Origin of the sequence: Hamadaea tsunoensis DSM 44101, assembly GCF_000428945.1 — a bacterium.
Taxonomy (GTDB): domain Bacteria; phylum Actinomycetota; class Actinomycetes; order Mycobacteriales; family Micromonosporaceae; genus Hamadaea; species Hamadaea tsunoensis.
This window is the reverse complement of record NZ_AUAX01000006.1, coordinates 180,845-201,028: the sequence shown is the minus strand read 5'-3', so window position 1 is coordinate 201,028 and position 20,184 is coordinate 180,845. Positions and strand designations below refer to the sequence as shown.

Genomic DNA, 20,184 nt, shown 5'->3' with positions numbered 1-20,184 from the left:
CCGCGACGGAGGGACGCCTGATGTCGGTTCGACTGGTCACTGTGGACTCGGTGACGCTGGTGCGCCTCGGCTACGCGGCTGCCGTCTCGGCGTACCCGGACATCACCCTGGCGGGCCAGGCAACCGGCGTCAGCGAGGCCCTGGAACTGGTTCGGACGCTGGAACCCAACGTGGTCACGGTCGACACGCAGCTGGCGGACGGGGACGGCGTACAGCTCGCCGTGAAACTCCGCGCCGAATTCCCCCACCTCGGCATCGTCCTCACCGGTCCCGGCGAGGACGAACTCATCTTCCGGGCACTGGAGACGGGCCTGTCGGCGTTCCTTCCGCGAACGGCCACAGTGGAGCTGCTCATGTCGGCCGTCCGCCACGCCGCCGTCGCGCCCGCCTCGTTCACCGCGCCGAACCTCGCCGCCGCCCTCGCCCGGCGCCGGGCCCGCGCGGCCGCGCTCAGCCCGCGCGAGGAGGAGATCCTGCGCCACCTCAACACGGGCTCGTCGCTCGCGTCGATCGCCGGGCAGCTGCGCCTCACCGAGTCGACCGTACGCACCTATGTCGCGCGGCTGTACGACAAGCTCGGCGTACACAACCGGGCCCAGGCGCTGATCGTCGCCGCCCAGCACGATCTGATCTGATCCACACCGGACGGCGGCTGGCCGCCCGGACGGGCGGTCAGAAGACGGAGTCGAGGATGCGGATGACGCCCGGCCCGAGGACGATGACGAACAGGGCCGGCAGCAGGCAGATGACCAGCGGGAAGACCACCTTGACCGGGACCTTCGCCGCCGTCGCCTCGGCGTTCTGACGGCGCTTGACCCGCATCTCCTTGGACTGCTCGCGCAGGACGTCCGTGATCGGTACGCCGAGCTCCGTCGCCTGCAGCAGCGAGGTGGTGATCGCCTTGAGCTCGAGGATGGTGGTACGCCCGCCGATCGCCCGCAGCGCTTCGGCCCGGCTCATGCCCATCTGCATCTCGTGGAGCATGCGGGCGAACTCACGGGTCAGCGCGCCGGGCATGGTGGCGACGATGTGGGCGATGGCCGCCTCGAAGCCCAGGCCGGCCTCGACGGCGAGCGTGAGCAGGTCCATCGCGTCGGGCAGCTGGCGGCGGATCTCGTGCTGGCGGCGCAGGCCGAGGTCGTAGACGACGATGAACGGCAGCCAGAAGCCGATCGCCGCGAACAGCAGCGTCAGGAAGATCAGCCAGACGATGTCGGTGCCGAGCAGGAACGCGAGCAGGAAGCCGACGACCCCGCAGAGCAGGAGCGAGATTCCCTGCATCTCCAGTACGCGTTCCGGCGGCCACGCCGCCGGGTTGCCCGCGTAGTCGAGCCAGCGCTGCAGCCGGGCGGTCGCGCTGCGCGGGGTGAGGTTGCGGCCCATCGAGGTGACCTGCTGGATCGCGGGACCGAACGTGCCGTCGCGGCCGACGATGGAGCGGTCGCGCGGGTTGGCCGCGTACATGGTGTCGATGGTCTTGATCGCCTTGTCCACACCGGTCTGGCTGGCCGCGGCGAACAGCGAGTACACGCCGACCGCGATGGCGATGAAGATCGCGGCGACCCCGATGACGAGCAGAAGCGTATGGGTGTCCATCTAGACCTCCACTCTGATGGTCTTGAGCATCCAGAAGGTCCCGACCGCCATCTCGAGAATCGCGAAGACGGTCATGAACAGGCCGATCGGCGTGGTCAGCAACGGCAGCAGGTAATCGCCGCGGACCACGAGCATGTACAGCAGGAGGAGCACGGGCAGCGACACCAGCACGTACGCCGACAGCCGGCCCTCGGCGGACAGGGCGCGTACCTGGCGGTGCAGGGTGGCGCGTTCGCGCATCGTGGCGGAGGTCGTCTCGAGAACCTCGGCCAGGTTGCCGCCGATCTCGCGCTGCACCCGGATGGCCACCACGACGAACGCCAGATCCTGGCTCTTCATCCGGACGGCGACGCGATCGAGCGCGTCCTCCATCTCGGCGCCGAGCCGGGTCTCGCCCAGCGCCCGGCCGAACTCGCCGGCGAGCGGCTCGGCGAACTCCTTGGTCATGGCGTCGACGGCCTGGCTCAGCGCGAATCCCGAGCGCAGCGAGCCCACGATGAGCTGGAGCGCGTCGGGCAGCTGCTCGGCGAACGTCGCGAGCCGCTTGGACGCCCGGGTCCGATGGAAAAGGGCGGTGGAGCCCCAGCCGAGGACGACGCCGAGGAACAGTCCCAGTCCGACCGGCCGGATCAGCACCGTGAGCAGCGCGACCGAGCAGCCGAGCGCCAGGATCCGGATCAGGAGCCACTCGTGGGGTCGCAGTCGCAGGCCGGCACGGTCGAGCTGCTGGGCCAGCCGGCCCTCGACGTTCGCCTGCTCCATCACCCGGTGCGACATCTCCAGGGCCGCCTGCGTGACCTTGTTGTCCGCCTCCACCGGCGCCGCGACGACGCGGCGGCGTACGGCGAACTGCTCCACCTGCGCCACCCGGCGCCGCCGGTCGGTCACCCGCAGCAGCGGCAGCACGAGCACGATGCCCAGGGCGAGGATGCCCAGGAAGATCACCAGGCCGACCGCCGGCAACAGCCAGGGGGCCAGCCCATTCGAGTACGCGCCGCGCAGCGGGGCCGCCGCGCCGCTGCCGGCGGCCAGGCTGACCGACAGATCGGTGCTCACCGTCGAGCCGCCGAACGTCGCCCCGACGACGAGGCGTACATCCTTGCCTTGCAGGGCGGCGGGAATCGTCACGTGCACCAGGACCTGCGGTGTGAACTCGTCGGCCGCCTTCGCGTACGCGGATTTCACCGCGTCGGCGTCCGCCGCCTGGTACGCCTTCCCATGCGTCGCCGACGACAGATCCGCGAGCGCACCGGTGACCGTGTCGTCCGCCGTGTACGCGACGGTGTCGACCGGGATGTCGCGGACCGCGTCGGTGGCGTCCTCGGGTTGCGTGGCGGACGCGGTGTCGGCCGAGCCGGCCACGAGGACGATCCGCCGCTCGGTGAACCCGGCCTTGACCAGGTCGCCGGCCGCGCGTACGCCGTCGTAGAAAGCGGTCCCGCCGGCCGCGGCCAGGGCGCCGATGGCCAGTTTCGCCTTGGCGTGGTCGGCCGTGGGCGGCAGGACGGTGGTCGGCGGTACCCCGGCGGTGACCACGGCGACCTGCACGTCCACCGGCATCGCGTCCACGTACGCCGAGGCCGCCGCCTTGGTCGCGTCCAGCACGGCCCCCTTGGCGGCGGTGGACGTGTCGAGCACGAGGACGACCGCGCGCTGGGGTGCCTGGGCCTGGCCGCCCGCGCTGACCGGCGTCACCTTCGTGGCCAGCTTCTGGTCGGAGGCGAGGACCTGGATCGACTTGTCCGACAGGGTCGCGCCGTCGGGCAGCTCCCGACCGGACAGGAAGAACTCGACGAAGCCGGGCTCCTGGCGTACCGAGGAGACGGACAGGCCCGGGTCGGCGGCCGCCGGGGACGGCCACGCGAGCGCCCCGGCCGCCACCGCCGCGAGCACCAAGGATGTACGCCGCACGGTCACGAGCTCCTTCCGATCCGGCCGAACTGCTCGGCCGCGATCACGACGCCGTGGTCGGCGAGCGTGTCCAGGAACCGCGGGCGCAGGCCCGTGCTCAGCAGCTCGCCCTGATGGCGGCCGTACTGGTCCAGCCCGGCGCGGTAGTCGAAGGTGAACAGGTCCTGCATGGTGACGATGTCGCCCTCCATGCCGGTGATCTCCGAGATCTGGGTGACGCGACGCGTACCGTCGCCGAGGCGGCTCAGGTGCACGATGAGGTCCACCGCGCTGGCGATCTGCTCGCGGATCGCGCGGATGGGCAGGTCCATGCCCGCCATCAGGACCATGGTCTCGAGGCGCGCGATCGAGTCGCGCGGCGAGTTGGCGTGCACGGTGGTCAGCGAGCCGTCGTGACCGGTGTTCATGGCCTGCAGCATGTCCAGCGCGGCACCGTCGCGGACCTCACCGACGACGATGCGGTCGGGGCGCATACGCAGTGCGTTGCGGACGAGATCGCGGATGGTGACCTCGCCGCGGCCCTCGATGTTGGGCGGCCGCGCCTCCATCCGCAGGACGTGGTCCTGCGCGAGCCGCAGCTCGGCCGAGTCCTCGATCGTGATGATGCGCTCCTCGGCCGGCAGGAACGTCGAGATCACGTTGAGCAGCGTGGTCTTGCCGGTGCCGGTACCCCCGGTGACGAGGACGTCCAGCCGGCCCTCGACACAGGCCCGCAGGAGATCCGCCACGACCGGGCTGAGCGTGCCGAACCGGACCAGATCGTCCACCGTGTACGGCTCGATGGAGAACTTCCGGATCGTCAGCGCCGCCCCGTCGAGGGCGATCGGCGGCACCACGGCGTTGATACGCGAGCCGTCGGGCAGCCGGGCGTCGACCATGGGGCTCGACTCGTCGACGCGCCGGCCGACGCGCGACACGATCTTGTCGATGACCCGGCGCAGGTGGTTCTCGTCTATGAAGGCGGCGTCCGCCTCGTGGATGTGGCCGAAGCGCTCGACGTAGATCCGGTCCCAGGCGTTCACCATGATCTCGGTGACGTCCGGGTCACGCAGCATCGGCTCGATCGGCCCGTGGCCCAGGATCTCGTCGATGATCTGCCGGAAGGCCAGCGTACGGTCGCCGGCCGTGAGCGTCGTCTCCTCTTTGGACAACACCTCGGGCAGCGCCTCGCGTACGCGTCGCGCCAGTTCGTCATCGTCGTCGACGGTGTCGTAGAGCTGCGGACCGAGCAGTTCGAGCAGGGCTTCGTGCGCCCGCCGCCGGACGTTGGCCAGCGGGTCGTACGCCCGCCGGGTGTTGCGCCGGGCGTTGGAGACGACCGACGTCACGGGAATGGCCGACACCGACGCGAGCGCGGCGTCCCCGGCGGCCGCCAGCCGATCCTGCAGCCCGTTTCCGGCGGCGGCGGCCGGGCGCTGACCGAGGCGATCCTGCAGGCTCATGGCGGCTACCTCGCCCCCTTGCTGAACAGGCCGCGCTTCGGCTTGGCCGAGCCGTCCTCGAACCGCTTGGCCGCGAACTCGCGCAGCGCGGTCGGCACCGGATGGTTCGGATGCGAGACCGCCAGCGGTACGCCGACGTTCGCCGACACCGGCACGTCCCGGCTCGACGGGATGTGCCCGGCGATGGGCATGCGGATGACCTTCTCGACGTCGCCGTGGGTGAGCCCGACCTTGGCGTCCGACCGGTTCAGCACGACCGTACGCGCCTCGCGCCGGTAGTCCAGCAGGTCGAACATGTCCAGGGCGACCCGGGTGTTCTTGAGCGCCGGGATCTCGGGCGTGGTCACGAGCACGTAGTGGTGGGTGGCGTCGAGCGCGGCCAGGATGTGCTCGGTGAACACGCTCGCGGTGTCGATCACGACGTAGTCGAACTCCTCGCGGGCCATCTGGATCAGCTCGCCGATGAGTTCCCGGCCGATCTCCTCCGCCTGCTGCGGCTGCACCGGTGCGAGCAGGACGTCCACGCCGGCCCGGTAGGGGGTGAGCAGCGTACGGAAGCCGGTCTCGTCGATGCGGTCGGCCACCGGGATGGCGTCGGCGATCGTCCGCTCGGGAGTGAGCTGCGTGAGGATCGCGACGTCGCCGAAGGACAGATCCAGATCCATCAGGCAGACCTTGCGCCGCCCGTTCTCGGCCAGGGTCAGAGCCAGGTTGATGGCGATCGTCGTCTTGCCGACCCCGCCCTTGGCCGAGAACACCGAGATGACCTGGCCTTCGCGCGAGGAGCCGATCAGCGGCGCGCCGCTCGCCGGCAGCGCATGCCCGTTCGTCCGCGGCTTCGAGGCCAGCTGCCGGGAAAGATCCTGCGACCGGGCGCACGCGGCCAGCACCGCGGCGGGGTCGCCGGAGTCGACGACCTCGCGTACACCGGCGCGCAGTGCCTCCGACATCACGTTCACGTCGAGGAACTGCCGCAGCAGCACCACCCCCAGCGCGGGTCTGCGTAAGCGGCACTGCTGCGCGAAACCGACCGCCTCGGCCAGCGGCGTACTCGGCCCGAGCACGACGAGATAGTCGTCGCGGTCGTTGTTCACCCGCTCGACCAGTTCGTCCGCGGTGCCGACGACGTGCGTACCCTCACCGAGCAGGGCCACCAGCTGGTCGGCCTGCTGCTGCCACTGCTCGTACAGGATGGTCATGGACATGCCCTCCGTGCGATCTTCGGTCCCCGAGGAAGAATCACCGCAGAGGTGCGCCGTTGTCTATCGCCCCGCCGACTTGAACCACCGACGAATCGGTGAGCAGGGCCAGTGTCAGGTTGCAGTTCTGATCGGTGGCGTGCACGAAGCGGGTCGCGTCGTCCTGGGCCGCGGCGATCGTCACGATCAGGCTCACATTGCCCTCGGAGTCCAGCTGGGCCTTCACGTCGGCGTCCGTCGTGGACGTCTGGCCGTCCTCGCCGTACGCGCCGACGGCCAGCACCTCCACCCGGGGCAGCAGGACGAAGGTGGAGCGGCGGGTCTCGTCGTACTTCTTCTTGAACTGCGGGTCGAGGATGTCGCAGGTGGCGAAGACGGCGATGGTCGAACCCGGCCGCACGAAGCCGCCGACCTCCCGCTCGGCGGTGAACTTGCCGCTGATGGCGATCATCTTGTCCGGCACCGCGATGCCGCCCGACAGCTTGGTCGACTGGCCGAACATCCCCTTGAGCAGCAGTTGCCGCGGCTGGAGGTCGGAGGTGAGGACCAGCTTGTCGAAGTCGACCGAGATCTCCGGCATCACGTCGTCGGGCAGGGCGGAGCGCGGCATCACCACGTCCTCACTCAGGCCCTGGTCGCGGATCGTGGCGCCGCTGGTGCCGGCGGAGATGCGGACCTTGGCGATGCGTACGTGCACCGCCTCCTGTCCCTTCGCGACGGTCTGGTTGGCGTTCACGAGATACAGCAGGACCGCGCCGGTGCCGACGACGGCGAGGACGATCGCGATCAGTACGCCAACGATGCGGCGGGTCATGGGTCGCTTCCTTCAGGTCCGGGGCCGGCTCACACCGGCGGGTCGTACGCGGGTCGGCTTCGTCAGCCGACGGTCTTCACGGTGGCGGCACCATAGAAGCGCGAGGTGGTGCCGAAGTTGCCGGTCCATTCGGAACCGGGCGTGATGGCCTGGGTGAAGTAGCCGGCGACGCAGTGCTCGCCGGGGCAGGGGTCGTTCCCGGTCAGCGTGGACGGCTGGTAGGTGCCGTCGCGCAAGCGGTATCCGGTGACGACGAACGCGGCCACACCGTCGAGACGGTAGGTCGGTCTACGCCTGCCCGTGCTGCTGAGGATCGGGATGGCCAGCGGCTGCCCGCTCGACCGGGCGAGTTCCAACTGGTTCGTGCAGGGGCCCGGCGGCGTGTCCGCCATCGTCGGCCGGCTGATCGCGCCGGTCAGCTTGACCTCGCACGGATCGGCGGCGTTCGGGGCCAGCCAGCCGGCCTCCGAGGTCAGCCCCCAGTTGGTCCGGCTGCCGCCGGAGGAGCAGCCGCTGCTCGGCTCGTCGTCCAGACCGACCCACCACTCCTTGCTCGCCGGCGGACGAACGGGCGGCGCGGCGACGAGGCCACCCGTCGACCGCAGCATGAAGTTGAACTCGCCGGTGCAGACCGCGAGCGGGAAGCCGATGGTCGGCGTACCCCAGGCGACGCGAGAACAGGCCCGGACATCGGTGCCACTTCCGCCACCCGCGATGGCCTGCGAGAACGTGGGCGGCAGGATGAACCTGTCGTTGCTTGTGAGGACGCGCGTGTGCACCTCGACGTATCCGTACGTGTTCGTCGGAACGGCGCCGATGCAGTCGGTGAGATCGCCGGCGGACCTTCGGGAGCAGGCTCTCAGCCACGACGAGGTGTCGCCCGGGAGAGGGCGGGCCCGGCCGCAGACCGACACGACATCGGTCTTGCCGTCGAGGGCGTTGGCGTTCGCGTACTGGCGGGCGGTCGCCATGTAGTCGTCCCGGCACTTCTCGGTACGCCGGTTGGCGCAGTCGAGGGCCACCGACATCGCGGCCGCGTCGGCTCCGGACTGCTGGGTCTCCCGCTCGGCGTAGATCTGGCCGACGTCGACGACGAGCGCGCCCACGCCGAGCAGGACGCCGGTGGACAGCAGGATGCCGAAGAGCACGGCCACCCCGCCCCGGTCCTGCCGACGGCCGCCCGACAGCCGCAGCCGTACGCGCCGCAGGCCCGCCCGCGGGGTGCTCAGGCGCGGCATGGCATGACGCCCTTGCCGTGCAACGGCATCGTGCCGCCGAAGCCGTGCGAGCCGAACATGCCTGCGAGATCGCCGATCGGGGTGATCCAGGTGAAGTTCTGTGACGTCGCGACGTACGCGTCTTCGTCAGGCCCGGGCGTCCTGGAGCAGAAGGTGCTGGTGCCGTCGACCGTGATGATGCCGGTCCCGCCCGCCACCTCGTTGACGCGCCTGTGCGCGGCAGAGCTGCGCCTGCCCGTGTCACCGGGGGTCACGGCGGCGGCCCGGGCGCCTTCGCGGGCCGCCTCGGTCAGGGTGATCTGGGCGTTGAACAGCCGCCCGAAGTCGATGATGCCGAAGACGAGGAGCAGCATGACCGGCGCGACGAGGGCGAACTCGACCGCCGACGCGCCGCGGTCACTCACCCGGCGCAGCCTCACGCGCTTCACGCGTACTCCTCATGTTGTCGAGCGGACGGCCACGAGCCGGAGCGTCGAGGGTGGCCGGAGCAGTCCGTCGCTCCGCCCACCCTCGGCAAGTCATTACTTGCAGGTAGCGGCCTTGCCGTCGCCGACCGTCTGCGCGACGCAGTCGAACTTGTTGCTGAGGTTGGTGCCGAGCGTTCCGACGGCCACCACGATGGCCACCACGATCAGCGCCACGATCAGGCCGTACTCGACCGCCGTCGCGCCCTGGTCCTTCTTCGCCCGCAGCGCACGGGCCTTCTGAGCGAGCTTGAGCATGTGCTGATGCACCCCCTGGCTGGCCGGGCGAGCACGTCGACCGGGCATTGTGGAGACTCGTCGACCGATTCCGCCGACTGCCAGGCAGTTTCCTTCCCCGCGGTGGGACGCGTCAGTCCCTCGATCCGTTGGCAGGACACTCCGCTCAGCCGGACCGGTACGCGAAAGTACGAGGTGGACATTCGCCGATCGATCGGTCAGACGAGCTGATCATCGTAGGTCCACGGTTCGATGCCCACCCTCATATATGGACAAGAGGTGATAATGCCGTTGGCCTTCCGCCGCGCCCCGCGATGATCATCTGCGCCTCGCGGGCCGAGTCGGTTTTGTGACAAGCTCGCCCTACCGGGGAGCTGTCAGCACGATCGCGAGGAGCGCCCCGACGAGCATCGCCGGGCCGAACGCCGACAGCGCGCCGCGGCCTCGGCGTATCAGGGCGATCATGGCGGCGGGGCCGTTCACCAGGAAGGCCAGGAACAGCCCGAGGATCAGGGTGGGCCAGCCGAGGTAGCCCAGCACGAGGCCGAGGACGCCGGCCAGTTTCACGTCGCCGAACCCCATCGGGGCCCCGGGCAGGAACGCGAACACCAGGTACGCGCCGAACGCGGCGGCTCCGCCGAGCCAGGCACGGGCGTACGCGGACCAGTGCCCGGTCCAGGCGGCCTCGGCGGTCAGCAGCAGCACGGTGCCGGCGAAGCAGGCCAGCACGATCGGGTCGGGCAGGCGCAGGACGCGTACGTCAATGGCGCCGAGGAGCACTCCGGCGACACTCAGTAGGAGGGCTGCCAGCAGTAGGAACGAGGGATGCAGTGCCCACGCGAGCAGCCCCGCGCCCAGCCCGCCGGCCAGTGCCGTCCACACCGGGCGGACGCCGACCGGCCGGCCGCACGAACCGCAGCGGCGCGTCACGCGTACCCAGGAGGAGATGCCCGCCTCGCACTCGCCGCAGGCCGACCGCGGCGGCTCGCCGTACTCCACGCTCAGCCGGTACGCGGGCCAGGCGGTCAGGGTTCCGGCCGCCGCTCCGGTGAGCGCGGCCGCGACGGCGAGTGTGCTGGACGACACGGCGGCACGCTACCTTCTGACTGCGGCACGGGGAAGGCGGCAAAGGGGCGAGGGTGTGCGGGCGAACCGGGCATTGCTGATCGTGGCGGGCGTGCTGGCCGTGCTGGGGGCTGGCGCGTTGGCGCTGGTGGCCCTGACGCCGGGCGCCATCGAGACGCCGGCTCGGCAGGGATCGACTCGGCCGAGCGCGACCACGGTGGCGGTGGGGGCGCGCTTCGCGCAGAAGGGCGACTGCCTCGTCAACGACGGTTCGGACGCGGAGCCGCTGTTGCGGCTGGTCAGCTGCGGCCCGGAGGTCTACCAGGTGATCGCCCGGTTCGAGGGCACGACCGACGCCGACAAGGCGTGCGCGCAGGTGACGGGCTACCAGTACAACTACTCGTACGACAGTCCACTCGACAACAGCCTGGATTTCGTCCTTTGCCTCAAGAGTGCGGAGGAGTAGGGCAAAATCGCCCTTATGGCACCCGTACGCAGTATCGCCCGCGCCCTGCTCGGCGGGGTCTTCATCGCCTCCGGCGCCCAGGCGCTCCTGCGTGCCAACCGGTACGCCCACCGGGCCCAGCCGCTGGCCGACCAGGTCGCGCCGCTGATCAACCGGATCGACGAGCGGCTGCCGACGAGTGCCGAGGCGCTGGTCCGGGTCAACGCCGCCGCGCAGCTCGGTGGTGGTCTGCTGCTGGCCACCGGGACCGCCCCGCGACCGGCCGCAGCCCTGCTCGCCGGGACGCTCGTGCCGGCCACGATCGCGACGCACCCGTTCTGGCGCGCGCGTACGCAGGCGCCGCGGCAGGTCGAGATGGTCCACTTCGCCAAGAACATGGCCATCCTCGGCGGGCTGCTGCTGGCGATCGTCGACACGGGCGGGGCGCCGAGTGTCGGCTGGCGCGTACGCCGCTACTTCGCCGAACGGTCGGCCGCCGCCGAGGAGTGACGCGCGGCGGGGCAGCCCGACGTGACGAGTGCCACGGTCCGAATTCCCCGGAACGTTCCAGAAATGACGCCTCCGCGAAACGGACTCTCAGGAACCTTTCACCTGGGAGGTGTGTAGTGGAGCCCCGGCGGGGGTACCAAGACCCGTCCCATCAGGCCTTTGGGCAGCTAGCCATCTATATGTGGGCCGAATCACCTTATCCGGCCAGGCTGCGTTAACCAGCTAGAAATGTCGCTAAACAGCGTGGGATCGGACACAGCCTGATAACGCGGGAGGTACGGGAGTGGCTCGTGGTTTTAGGCTGCTCGACGGACCTGGACCGACAAGTGTCAGCGAGCAAGATCTGGACGGGAGTGCCGAAGCCATGCCGACCGGCGTGCGCGACCGCCTCCGCTTCCTGCAGGACCAGCGCATTCGTGGTGCGGCCCTCCGCTGCGGCATCGTTGCCGCCGCCTTCGTTCTCGCGTGGTACGCGGTCGAGGTGTTCGGTCGGCCTTACACGTTCTTCGATCTGAAGATCTATCACGGTGCGGTGGCCTTCTGGGCGGACGGCGGCAGCCTGTACGACTATCTCGACCCCGACGTACCCCTTGGCTTCACGTATCCGCCCTTCGCGGCTCTCGTGATGCTGCCCATGGCCCACCTGTCGATGAACGACGCGGGCTGGGTGAACGTCTTCGCGAGCATAGGTGCGCTCACCTTCGTGCTGGCCGCCCTGGTCAAGCCGATCGCCGACCGGTGCGGCTGGAAGCACCCGTGGTTCGCCGTGGCGCTGTGCGTACCGGTCGCGGGCGCACTGGAACCGATGCGGGAGACGTTCGGCTACGGACAGGTCAACGTCCTGCTGTTCGCGCTGATCATCGCGGACCTCGTCGGCCTGCGCTGGCTGTCGCGGCGTGGCCAGCGGCGCTCGGTCGACCTGGGCAGTCCGACGCTCAACCGGATCGCCCTCTTCGTCCTCAACGGCCGCTGGGCGGGCGTCGGCATCGGCCTCGCCACGTCGATCAAGCTCACCCCGGCGCTGTTCATCATCTACTTCCTGGTCAGCCGCCAGTGGCGGACCGCACTCACGGCGATCGGCACCGCCATCGGCGTGACGCTGGTCGGCTTCGTGTTCGCCCGCCAGGAGTCGATCGCGTACTTCACCCGGGTCGTGTTCGAGACCAACCGGGTCGGCCAGGCCGACAGCACGCCGAACCAGTCGCTGGCCGGCCTGCTCGCGCGGCTGTACGACGTGTTCAACGCGCCGACCCTGCTGTGGATCACGTTCACCCTGGTGATGCTGGTCGTCGGGCTCTCCCGGGCGGCCCACGCGCACGGCGAGGGCGACGAGCTGACCGCTTTCACGCTCATCGGACTGACGGCCAATGTGGTCAGCCCGATCTCGTGGTCGCACCACCTCGTCTTCATCGTGCCGGCCGTGGTCGTCCTCGCCGACGCCACGCTGCGTCGACGAGCGGCCAGCCGCGGGCTCTCCCGCAGGCGCGGTGGTTCGTCACCCTCTGGAGTCACGGTCACGCACCTTCGCGAACCGATCTGGTTCCCGGCCCTGGTCGGTTTCCGGCACGGTGTCGCGGCCCTCGCCCTCTACGCGTTGTTCCTGGTCTCGCCGATCTGGCCGTACGAGCACCAGCTGCCGGCCACCTCGCACTACGCGGACGGGCTGATCGGCGTACTGGGCGAGAACTCGTTCGCCATCGCGCTGATCGTGCTGGTCGCGGCCCTGCCGTGGCGACCTGGCGCCGAGCCGGTCTTCACCCAGGACGCGGTCGCCGTGCCGGCCGCCCGCCGGGGCGAGCCCACCGTCGAGCGCGAGCGCGTCGAAGTCTGACGATATCCGTTCACCATGGCTTCCGACGGTCGACGACCCTCGGAAGCCATGGTCATCCGGGGCCGCTCCGGTCGCCCCGGCCGGTCGCCCGACCGCTAGGCTGAGCTGTGTGGACCAGCTGACACACGTCGACGAGACCGGCGCCGCCCGCATGGTGGACGTCTCCGGCAAGGCCGTCGGCGTGCGTACCGCGACCGCGGCCGGCCTCGTGCGTACCACCGCCGAGGTCATCGGACTGCTTGCGGTGCAAGGGCTGCCGAAAGGCGACGCGCTCGGGGTGGCCCGGCTGGCCGGGATCATGGCCGCGAAGCGTACGCCGGACCTCGTCCCGCTCTGCCACCCGATAGCGATACACGGAGTAACCGTGGAGCTCGTTCCGGGCGAGGACAGCGTCGCCATTACCGCTACCGTGCGTACAGCCGACCGGACCGGCGTCGAGATGGAGGCGCTCACCTGCGTCGCCGTCGCCGGACTCGCGCTCATCGACATGATCAAGGCGGTCGACCCCGGCGCGAGCATCGAGAACGTCCGCGTCCTGCGCAAGGAGGGCGGCAAGACCGGCCTCTGGACGCGCGACCCGGCAGCCGCCGAGGCTCGGGCGACCCCGCTGGCCGGCCGCCGGGTCACGGTCCTGGTCTCCTCGACCCGGGCCGCCGCCGGCGTGTACGCCGACCGCAGCGGCCCGCTGCTCACCGAGGGCCTGCGCGATCTCGGTGCCGACGTGGGCCCGGCCCGCGTGGCGGCCGACGGCGAGCCGTTCCGGGCCGAGCTGGCAGCGGCCCTGGCAGAGGCCCCGGACGCGGTCGTGACCAGCGGCGGCACCGGTATCTCGCCGACCGACCGGACTCCGGAGATCACCCGCGAGTTCCTCGACCGCGAGGTGCCGGGCCTGGCGGAGACGCTCCGCGCCCGCCCCGACCTGCCGACCGCGGCGCTGTCGCGCGGGGTGGCGGGTGTGGCGGGCCGGACCATAGTCATCAACCTCCCCGGCTCCACCGGTGGCGCGAAGGACGGCCTGGCCCTGCTCGGCCGGGTCCTCGGTCACGCCATCGATCAGGTCAACGGCGGCGACCACGCCCCCGCACCCGGTACGGCGGGAGAACCTTCATGAGCACACCGATCGCCTGGTCCGACGCACGAACGGCGGTCTACCGGCGCGCCCTCGCGCAGGCCCGGATGAAGGCCGCCGAGGTGGCCCTGTCCGACGCCGACGGGCTGACACTGGCCGAGCCGCTGGTCGCGCGTACGCCTCTGCCGGCGTTCCCCACGGCCAGTGTGGACGGCTGGGTGGTACGCGGCACGGGGCCCTGGCGGGTGGTCGACCGCGTCCTCGCCGGACACCGGGCGCCCGACCTCACCGAGGACGGCACCGCGATGGAGATCGCGACCGGCGCGATGGTCCCCGCCGGCGCGACCACGATTCTCCGGCTCGAACACGGCGATCTGCGGGGCGACGAGGTCGCCGGATCCCCGAAGACCGAGCCCGAGTGGCGGCTGCCCGGCGACGAGTGCGCGGCGGGCGAGGAACTGCTCCCCGCCGGTACGCCGATCAGCCCCGGCGTCCTCGGCCTGGCCGCCAGTTGCGGCTACGACACGCTGCTCACCCGGCACGCCCCGCGGGCGACGACCGTGGTGTTCGGCGACGAGCTCCTCGATTCCGGCCTGCCCGGCGACGGCCGCGTACGCGACGCCCTCGGGCCGTCGATCCCGGCCTTCCTGCGGCGGCTGGGCGCGCGTACGGACGGGTTCCGGCGGGTGCAGGACACCCTCGCGGCGCACGTCGACGCGCTGCGCCAGGCGGTGGCCGGCGGCAGCGAGCTGATCTGCACGACCGGCGGGACGATGCACGGCCCGGTCGACTATCTCCACCCGGCCCTCGCCGAGCTCGGCGCGTCCTACGTGGTCAACACCGTCGCCGTCCGCCCGGGCTTCCCCATGCTGGTCGCGGAACTGCCCGGCGGTCAGTTCGTCGCCGGCCTGCCGGGCAATCCGCAGTCCGCCATGGTCGCTCTGGTCAGCCTGGTCATGCCCCTCCTGGCCGGCCTGCGCGGCCGGCCCTTCCCGGCGTCCGAGCAGGTCACCGTGGGTGCGACGATCGCGGACCGCGGCGACTACACCCACCTTTCCCTGGTACGCCGAGACGAGCGCGACGGTCTCGTCTACCCGGTCGGCCACGTCGGTTCGGCGATGTTGCGGGGATTGGCACAGTCGACAGGTTTCGCGGTCGTGCCGCCGGGTAAAGCCGCTCACCCCGGCGACCGAGTCGACCTTCTGGAGCTTCCGTGATCACACGGGCGGCGATCGGTACCGAGCCCTTGCTCGTAGCGGAGCACGAGGCGCTCGTCGCCGACGCGCGCGCCGGAGCGGTGGTCTCGTTCGCCGGCGTCGTACGCGACCACGACCACGGCCGGGGCGTCACGGTCCTGGAGTACGAGGGGCATCCGTCCGCTGAGGACGTGCTGCGCGAGGTCGCCGCCGAGATCGCCGCGGACCCCGACGTCGTCGCGGTCGCCGTCTCGCATCGCATCGGCCGGCTGGAAATCGGCGACATCGCCTTGGTTGCGGCGGTTTCCACAGCTCACCGAGCTGCGGCCTTCGCGGCGTGTGCCCGTTTGGTTGATCGGGTCAAGGAGAAACTGCCGATCTGGAAACACCAGATCTTCACAGACGGCTCAGACGAGTGGGTCAACTGCCCCTGAGGTCGGTTGACAACACTCCGCATACATCGCGTGCCGTTGGGTGCACGTTGCACCATGAGAGATGCACACGGTGTAGTGATCTCCTGACATGTAGTGATATTTCGGACTATCGACGTGCAGGTGCGACTCCTCCACTTTTCTTTTGAACTGCCGGAGAATACAGTCGGTTCAGTTCCAAAGCAATAGATGAGCACGAAAATGTGCCAGATAAGCGGAGGTGAACCATGGGTTCGAACATCAACGTGCGTCGTAGCAACGACTGGAGCTGACCGTTCCCTGCGGTTAGGCTGAGGTCACGCCAGACACCTCCTTCACCCCCGAGGATGAGCGTGACGTCACAGGACGCGACTCGTGAGACCGACCAACGCCTCAGGCTGATCGTCGGTCTCCTGTCGTTTCTGACCCTCATCATTCTCATCGTCCAGGCCACGAAGCTGACGGCACCCGCCCCCGACGAGTGGCGGACGGTCATCACCTTCACCATCCTCATCGGACTCGGCAATCTCCTGACCGTCACGATCCGGCGCGAGTTCTCGGTCAACTGGACCGACGCGGCCGTTCTGGTCGCGGCGGCCACGTTGCCGGCGCCCTGGCTGGTCCTGTCGACCGCGCTCAGCGTGCTGGTGGCGAAGTCCATCCAGCGCCGCGCGCCCATCAAGCTCGTCTTCGCCGTCGCCAAGGAGACGCTGGTGGCGACGGTCGGCGGCGTCATCATGTCGACCGCCACCCTCGGCCACCTGACCGCGACCAATCAGCTGCACGACTTCCCACGGCTGCAGACGCTGGCCATCGCCTTCGCCGCGATGGTCGTCCTCGACGAGTTCCTGACGACCCCGGTGATCGCCATCTCGTCGGGCAAGCCCGTCCTGCGGGCGCTGCGGGAGAACGTGAACCGGAGATTCCTGCTGTCGGTGATCCGCTTCGCGGTCGCCGTCGCCGCGCTGGTCATCCTGCTGTTCGACCCGCGGCTCATCGTGGCGATCCCGCCGCTGGTCCTCAGCCTGCACTTCATGCACAAGAACCGGCTGCGCGAGCGCGCCGAACGCGACGCCTGGCAGCGGCTGGCCCGGGCGACCGACGCGCTCAACGAGGTCGACCTCGCGAAGGTCCTGCGGGCCGCGGTCGACACCGGTGTGACCATGTTCGGCGCCGAATGGGTCGAGGTCGAGGTGAGCCTCCCCGGGACGGCGCGCACCTACTACGGCGACCGGACCGGCATGCTCGGATCCGTTCCCGATCCCGCCCGGGTCGAGGGCAGGCCGACCGTGGTCGTGCTCGAAGGCCAGCGGGGCAGCGAGGACGTCGGCGAACTCCGGCTGTACTTCGCCCGGCCGACCATGCTCGCCGAGCGCGAGACCTTCCTGCTGAGTTCCTTCGCCGCCGCGCTCGGAACAGCGATCCGCAACGCGCGTGCGTACGGGATGCTGACCAGTGTCGCCGACCGGCACGCGCACGACGCCCAGCACGACCAGCTGACCGGGCTGGCCAACCGCCGCCGGCTGGTCGACGTGGGCACGGCGGTGCTGGAGGAGCACGGCGGCGGCGGCACGATCGCCCTGCTGACCGTCGACATCCACCAGTTCAAGGAGATCAACGAGAGCCTCGGATACCACGCCGGCGACCAGACGCTGGTCGAGATCGGCCGCCGCATGTGCACCGCCGCCGGCGACGACGTGCTCATCGCGCGGCAGGGTGCCGACGAGTTCGCGGCTCTCTACACCGGACTGCCGACCCCGGCCCTGGCCGTGCACCGCGCCCGCGAGCTGCTCCAGGCCGTGGCGGCCGACTACGAGGTGGACGGCGTACCGATCACGCTCGTGCTGCGGGGCGGGCTCGCGGTCGCCCCGGCGGACGGCGACATGGAAGAGCTCCTGCGCCGGGCCAGTCTCGCCCTCATCGAGGCGAAGCGCACCGGGCAGCGCCTCGTCTCGTACTCGCGCAGCCTCGACCGCACCGACCTGGACCGGATCGAGCTGGGCGGGCAGATCTCCCGGGCCGTCGCGGCGAGCGAGTTCACCATCGAGTTCCAGCCCATCGTGGACCTCGCCACCGGCAAGACCGTCTCCGCCGAGGCGCTCGCCCGCTGGCACCACCCCGACTACGGCAACCTCGACCCGCGCCGCTTCCTCGACACCGTGGAACGCTCCGGCCAGCTCACGCCGTTCACCGAGGCCATCCTGGACCAGGCGCTGAGCGCCGCGGGCATCTGGGCGGCGGCTGGGCACCCGATTCCGGTCGCCGTCAACGTGTCCCCGCGCAGCCTGCTCGACCGCCGCTTCCCGGCGCTGGTCCAGGAGGTCCTCGACGAGCGCGGCATGTCGCCCGACTCGCTGGTGCTGGAGCTGACCGAGTCGCTCACGATCAGTTCGATGGACATCGTCGACCAGGTTCTGGCCGGGCTCGGCCGCATCGGGGTCGCCATCGCGCTGGACGACTTCGGCACCGGATTCTCGTCGATGACCGCGCTGGCCCGCGTACCGGTGAAGGAGCTGAAGATCGACCGCAGCTTCGTCACGGACATGGACTCCTCCGCGCAGGCCCTGGCGGTCGTCCGGTCCACGATCGAACTCGGCCGGGCGCTTGGCCTGACCGTGGTCGCGGAGGGGATCGAGCGGGTCGACCAGCGCCGGACGCTGTGGAACCTGGGCTGCCACCTCGGCCAGGGCCACCTGTTCGCGCGGCCCCTGTCCCAGCAGCGTTTCGTGGCCGCGCTCGTCCGCGGACAGTTCGCCGAATCGTTGCACGAAGAGGGTTCCGTGGTACGCCTGCCCCGGCCGGGCGAGCATTTCGGGCAGGTCCGGCGGGGGAGTCGTTCTCCCGAGTGACCGCCCGTCGTTGCAGTATGCCCCATTTCGGCGTTTCACAGTGATATAGGCGGATTGACCGGCACACTGCGAGAATGCCGGTCCCGCTCACGCCGCGGCCAACCCGTTCCGCGCGAGAGGTGACGGAGCGGCTGCTCGCCGTCGGTCGCTCGGCCGACGTTCTCATCTACGCCGTATCGGCGTTGTTCGCGGTGCTCACGTGGCGTTGGTCGGTCCTCGCCCCGCACCGGGCCTGGGCATCGGTGGCCGCCTGGGGCTACCTGGCCGCCGCGATCATCGCCGTCGGACTGCGTACGCGACCCGCCCGCACGGTTCTCACCGGACTCACGTGGACGGCGACCGCTCTGCTGCCCCTCGTTCTCCAGGCGCACGAGAGAGCGGCCGGGCGGGCCGACCGCGCCCAGGAGGAGGTGCTGGTCATCGAGGCGGCCGGCGTACGCATGCTGCACACCGGTACGCCTTACCTGGACCGGGCCGCCATCGCGGCCGTACCGAGCCCGTTGCGGCTGGCCGACTACCTGCCCTACCAGCCGGGGATGGCGATCGCCGGCCTCCCCCGGGCGATCGGCGGAGTCGCGTGGTGGACGGATGCGCGGGTCGGCATGACCCTGCTGAGCACCGTGGCCGTCGTGTGTGCGCTGCTCCTGCTGGGCGGCACCCGTACGCCGTTGCGTACCGAGGCCGGTCTTCGGGCGCTGCAGGCGGTCACGGTGCTCCCGTTGGCGGCGCTGACCCTGGCCACGGGCGGGGATGACGTGCCCGTCGTCGCACTGGCGCTGCTCGCGTGCGCGTTGTGCGTACGCGACCGCTGGGTGGCCGCCGGGGTGGTGATCGGCTGTGCCGGCGCCCTGAAGCTGACGGCCCTGCCGATCGCCGTGGTGCTGGGCGTGGTCGTCTTCGTCCGCGCCCGCCGCTTCCTGTACGCGTACGCGAGCGCCGCTCTCGCCATTCCGTTGCTGGTCCTGGTGCCGATGCTGGCGATCAACACAAGCTCGGTGGTCGAGAACATCGTCCGCTTCCCGATGGGACACGGCCTGGTCACGAGCCCGGCCGCCTCACCGCTGCCCGGCTACCTGCTCTCGGTGCACCTGCCTGACGGCCGCCAGCTCGTCATCGCCTTGCTGCTGTCGTCGATCGCCGGCCTCGGTGCCGCCCTGGTCCACCGGCCACCCACCACAGTGGCGAGAGCGGCGCTCTTCGGTGCGGGCGGGCTGCTGATCGCGATCCTGCTGATGCCGGCGACCCGGTTCGGCTACCTGCTCTACCCGGTCGTCCTCGCCGCGTGGGCGCCGCTGCTGCGGACCACGTACTCCACCGCCGAACGTGGGCTGGCCAGGACCGGGACCGTCAGGTCCGCGAGATAGTCCAGCGCCGGCGCCATCGACGCCTGAGCCAGCACGACCGCGTCCACGTCCGGCGCGACCCCGCGTACCCGGGAAGCTATGGCCTGGTGATAGGCGGGCAGGTCACCGGCCTCGAACAGGGACCACGCGTCGAGGCACGCGACCTCGACCAGCGCGGGCGCGGTGCCGGCCCGCGCGGCCTCTTCCCGGAGCAGGCGCTCGGTCGGCGCCAGCGTGCTGGCCAGGGCCGCGACCACCGCGACCCGTGGATAACGCGCGGCGCGGGCGGCCATCGGGCGGTCGACGCGGATCACGCGCGGGTCGGCCGCCTCGGCGTGCGCACCGATCGTCGAGCAGGTGCACACGATCACCGTCGACCCCTCCAGGCCGTGGATCGCCTTGGACAGCTTCCCGGTGTACGCCATGCCCGCGCGCGCGTCGGCCAGCATCGACTCGTCCACGACGTGCCGCACCGGCGTGCCCGGGGCCACCTCGGCCGCGAGCCGGTCGAAGGTCGGGACATGCACCGGCGAGGTGTGCAGGAAGCCGATCATGATCAGCACTC

At 70.6% G+C, this 20,184-nt stretch carries 19 protein-coding genes; 9 read left to right on the top strand and 10 right to left on the bottom strand.

The annotated features are described in order from the left end of the window. Positions 1-20: 20 nt before the first annotated feature. The gene (locus tag G401_RS0113295; protein ID WP_027342886.1) at positions 21-635 is read left to right on the top strand and encodes a response regulator transcription factor; all 615 of its coding nucleotides are present in this window, start codon (positions 21-23) and stop codon (positions 633-635) included. A gap of 37 nt (positions 636-672) precedes the next feature. On the opposite strand, the gene G401_RS0113290 is transcribed toward G401_RS0113295, so the two are convergent. From G401_RS0113290 to G401_RS0113250, 9 genes are all read right to left on the bottom strand, one after another. Then, positions 673-1,596: a type II secretion system F family protein gene (locus G401_RS0113290; RefSeq protein WP_027342885.1), complete on the bottom strand. Its 924-nt coding sequence runs from the start codon at positions 1,594-1,596 to the stop codon at positions 673-675. After that, on the bottom strand, positions 1,597-3,507 hold the full coding sequence (locus G401_RS52655) for a type II secretion system F family protein (RefSeq protein WP_169734181.1): 1,911 nt from the start codon (positions 3,505-3,507) through the stop codon (positions 1,597-1,599). Positions 3,508-3,509: 2 nt separating this feature from the next. Beyond that, positions 3,510-4,949 carry a CpaF family protein gene (locus G401_RS0113280; protein WP_027342884.1) on the bottom strand — a complete coding sequence of 480 codons (1,440 nt, stop codon included), beginning with the start codon at positions 4,947-4,949 and terminating at the stop codon, positions 3,510-3,512. A 5-nt stretch (positions 4,950-4,954) separates the two neighbouring features. Then, a complete protein-coding gene (locus G401_RS0113275; protein ID WP_051366589.1) occupies positions 4,955-6,154 on the bottom strand; it encodes a P-loop NTPase in 1,200 nt (399 codons plus the stop codon). A gap of 34 nt (positions 6,155-6,188) precedes the next feature. Continuing rightward, a complete protein-coding gene (cpaB, locus tag G401_RS0113270) occupies positions 6,189-6,962 on the bottom strand; it encodes a Flp pilus assembly protein CpaB (protein ID WP_027342882.1) in 774 nt (257 codons plus the stop codon). A gap of 62 nt (positions 6,963-7,024) precedes the next feature. Continuing rightward, entirely contained in the window at positions 7,025-8,200 is a 1,176-nt protein-coding gene (locus G401_RS52650) for a pilus assembly protein TadG-related protein (RefSeq protein ID WP_027342881.1), read from the bottom strand. Beyond that, entirely contained in the window at positions 8,188-8,628 is a 441-nt protein-coding gene (locus tag G401_RS52645; RefSeq protein WP_051366588.1) for a TadE family protein, read from the bottom strand. Before G401_RS52645 ends, G401_RS52650 begins: the two co-directional genes overlap by 13 nt. 93 nt (positions 8,629-8,721) lie before the next feature. After that, a complete protein-coding gene (locus tag G401_RS45420) occupies positions 8,722-8,922 on the bottom strand; it encodes a Flp family type IVb pilin (protein WP_051366642.1) in 201 nt (66 codons plus the stop codon). 342 nt (positions 8,923-9,264) lie between these two features. Continuing rightward, positions 9,265-9,987, bottom strand: coding sequence for a prepilin peptidase (locus G401_RS0113250; RefSeq protein WP_027342880.1), 723 nt, complete (start codon positions 9,985-9,987; stop codon positions 9,265-9,267). A 55-nt stretch (positions 9,988-10,042) separates the two neighbouring features. On the opposite strand from G401_RS0113250, the gene G401_RS0113245 reads away from it, so the two are divergent. From G401_RS0113245 to G401_RS45405, 8 genes are all read left to right on the top strand, one after another. Beyond that, positions 10,043-10,432: an LppU/SCO3897 family protein gene (locus tag G401_RS0113245; protein WP_245601703.1), complete on the top strand. Its 390-nt coding sequence runs from the start codon at positions 10,043-10,045 to the stop codon at positions 10,430-10,432. 15 nt (positions 10,433-10,447) lie between these two features. Beyond that, the gene (locus G401_RS45415) at positions 10,448-10,921 is read left to right on the top strand and encodes a DoxX family membrane protein (RefSeq protein ID WP_051366586.1); all 474 of its coding nucleotides are present in this window, start codon (positions 10,448-10,450) and stop codon (positions 10,919-10,921) included. Positions 10,922-11,285: 364 nt separating this feature from the next. Continuing rightward, positions 11,286-12,752, top strand: coding sequence for a glycosyltransferase 87 family protein (locus G401_RS45410; RefSeq protein ID WP_051366585.1), 1,467 nt, complete (start codon positions 11,286-11,288; stop codon positions 12,750-12,752). Positions 12,753-12,852: 100 nt separating this feature from the next. Further along, entirely contained in the window at positions 12,853-13,863 is a 1,011-nt protein-coding gene (moaCB, locus tag G401_RS0113230) for a bifunctional molybdenum cofactor biosynthesis protein MoaC/MoaB (protein ID WP_245601714.1), read from the top strand. Continuing rightward, positions 13,860-15,038: a molybdopterin molybdotransferase MoeA gene (locus G401_RS0113225; protein WP_051366584.1), complete on the top strand. Its 1,179-nt coding sequence runs from the start codon at positions 13,860-13,862 to the stop codon at positions 15,036-15,038. Before moaCB ends, G401_RS0113225 begins: the two co-directional genes overlap by 4 nt. Beyond that, positions 15,035-15,451, top strand: a complete 417-nt coding sequence (locus G401_RS0113220; RefSeq protein ID WP_027342877.1) for a molybdenum cofactor biosynthesis protein MoaE — start codon at positions 15,035-15,037, stop codon at positions 15,449-15,451. Before G401_RS0113225 ends, G401_RS0113220 begins: the two co-directional genes overlap by 4 nt. 329 nt (positions 15,452-15,780) lie before the next feature. After that, positions 15,781-18,276, top strand: coding sequence for a putative bifunctional diguanylate cyclase/phosphodiesterase (locus G401_RS0113215; protein ID WP_051366583.1), 2,496 nt, complete (start codon positions 15,781-15,783; stop codon positions 18,274-18,276). A 74-nt stretch (positions 18,277-18,350) separates the two neighbouring features. Next, complete coding sequence (locus tag G401_RS45405; RefSeq protein ID WP_157545673.1) at positions 18,351-19,640, top strand: glycosyltransferase 87 family protein; 1,290 nt, start codon at positions 18,351-18,353, stop codon at positions 19,638-19,640. Here G401_RS45405 and G401_RS45400 read toward each other — a convergent pair. Continuing rightward, positions 19,538-20,173: a hypothetical protein gene (locus G401_RS45400; RefSeq protein WP_034591612.1), complete on the bottom strand. Its 636-nt coding sequence runs from the start codon at positions 20,171-20,173 to the stop codon at positions 19,538-19,540. The genes G401_RS45405 and G401_RS45400 overlap by 103 nt on opposite strands. Positions 20,174-20,184 lie beyond the last annotated feature (11 nt).

Coding starts and splice junctions, on each gene's coding strand:
- G401_RS52650 (WP_027342881.1), bottom strand. CDS start 8,200: ATGCCGCGCCTGAGCACCCCGCGGGCGGGCCTGCGGCGCGTACGGCTG.
- G401_RS45415 (WP_051366586.1), top strand. CDS start 10,448: ATGGCACCCGTACGCAGTATCGCCCGCGCCCTGCTCGGCGGGGTCTTC.
- G401_RS45405 (WP_157545673.1), top strand. CDS start 18,351: ATGCCGGTCCCGCTCACGCCGCGGCCAACCCGTTCCGCGCGAGAGGTG.
- G401_RS0113280 (WP_027342884.1), bottom strand. CDS start 4,949: ATGAGCCTGCAGGATCGCCTCGGTCAGCGCCCGGCCGCCGCCGCCGGA.
- G401_RS0113225 (WP_051366584.1), top strand. CDS start 13,860: ATGAGCACACCGATCGCCTGGTCCGACGCACGAACGGCGGTCTACCGG.
- G401_RS0113290 (WP_027342885.1), bottom strand. CDS start 1,596: ATGGACACCCATACGCTTCTGCTCGTCATCGGGGTCGCCGCGATCTTC.
- G401_RS45400 (WP_034591612.1), bottom strand. CDS start 20,173: ATGATCGGCTTCCTGCACACCTCGCCGGTGCATGTCCCGACCTTCGAC.
- G401_RS45420 (WP_051366642.1), bottom strand. CDS start 8,922: ATGCTCAAGCTCGCTCAGAAGGCCCGTGCGCTGCGGGCGAAGAAGGAC.
- cpaB (WP_027342882.1), bottom strand. CDS start 6,962: ATGACCCGCCGCATCGTTGGCGTACTGATCGCGATCGTCCTCGCCGTC.
- G401_RS45410 (WP_051366585.1), top strand. CDS start 11,286: ATGCCGACCGGCGTGCGCGACCGCCTCCGCTTCCTGCAGGACCAGCGC.
- G401_RS0113275 (WP_051366589.1), bottom strand. CDS start 6,154: ATGTCCATGACCATCCTGTACGAGCAGTGGCAGCAGCAGGCCGACCAG.
- G401_RS0113295 (WP_027342886.1), top strand. CDS start 21: ATGTCGGTTCGACTGGTCACTGTGGACTCGGTGACGCTGGTGCGCCTC.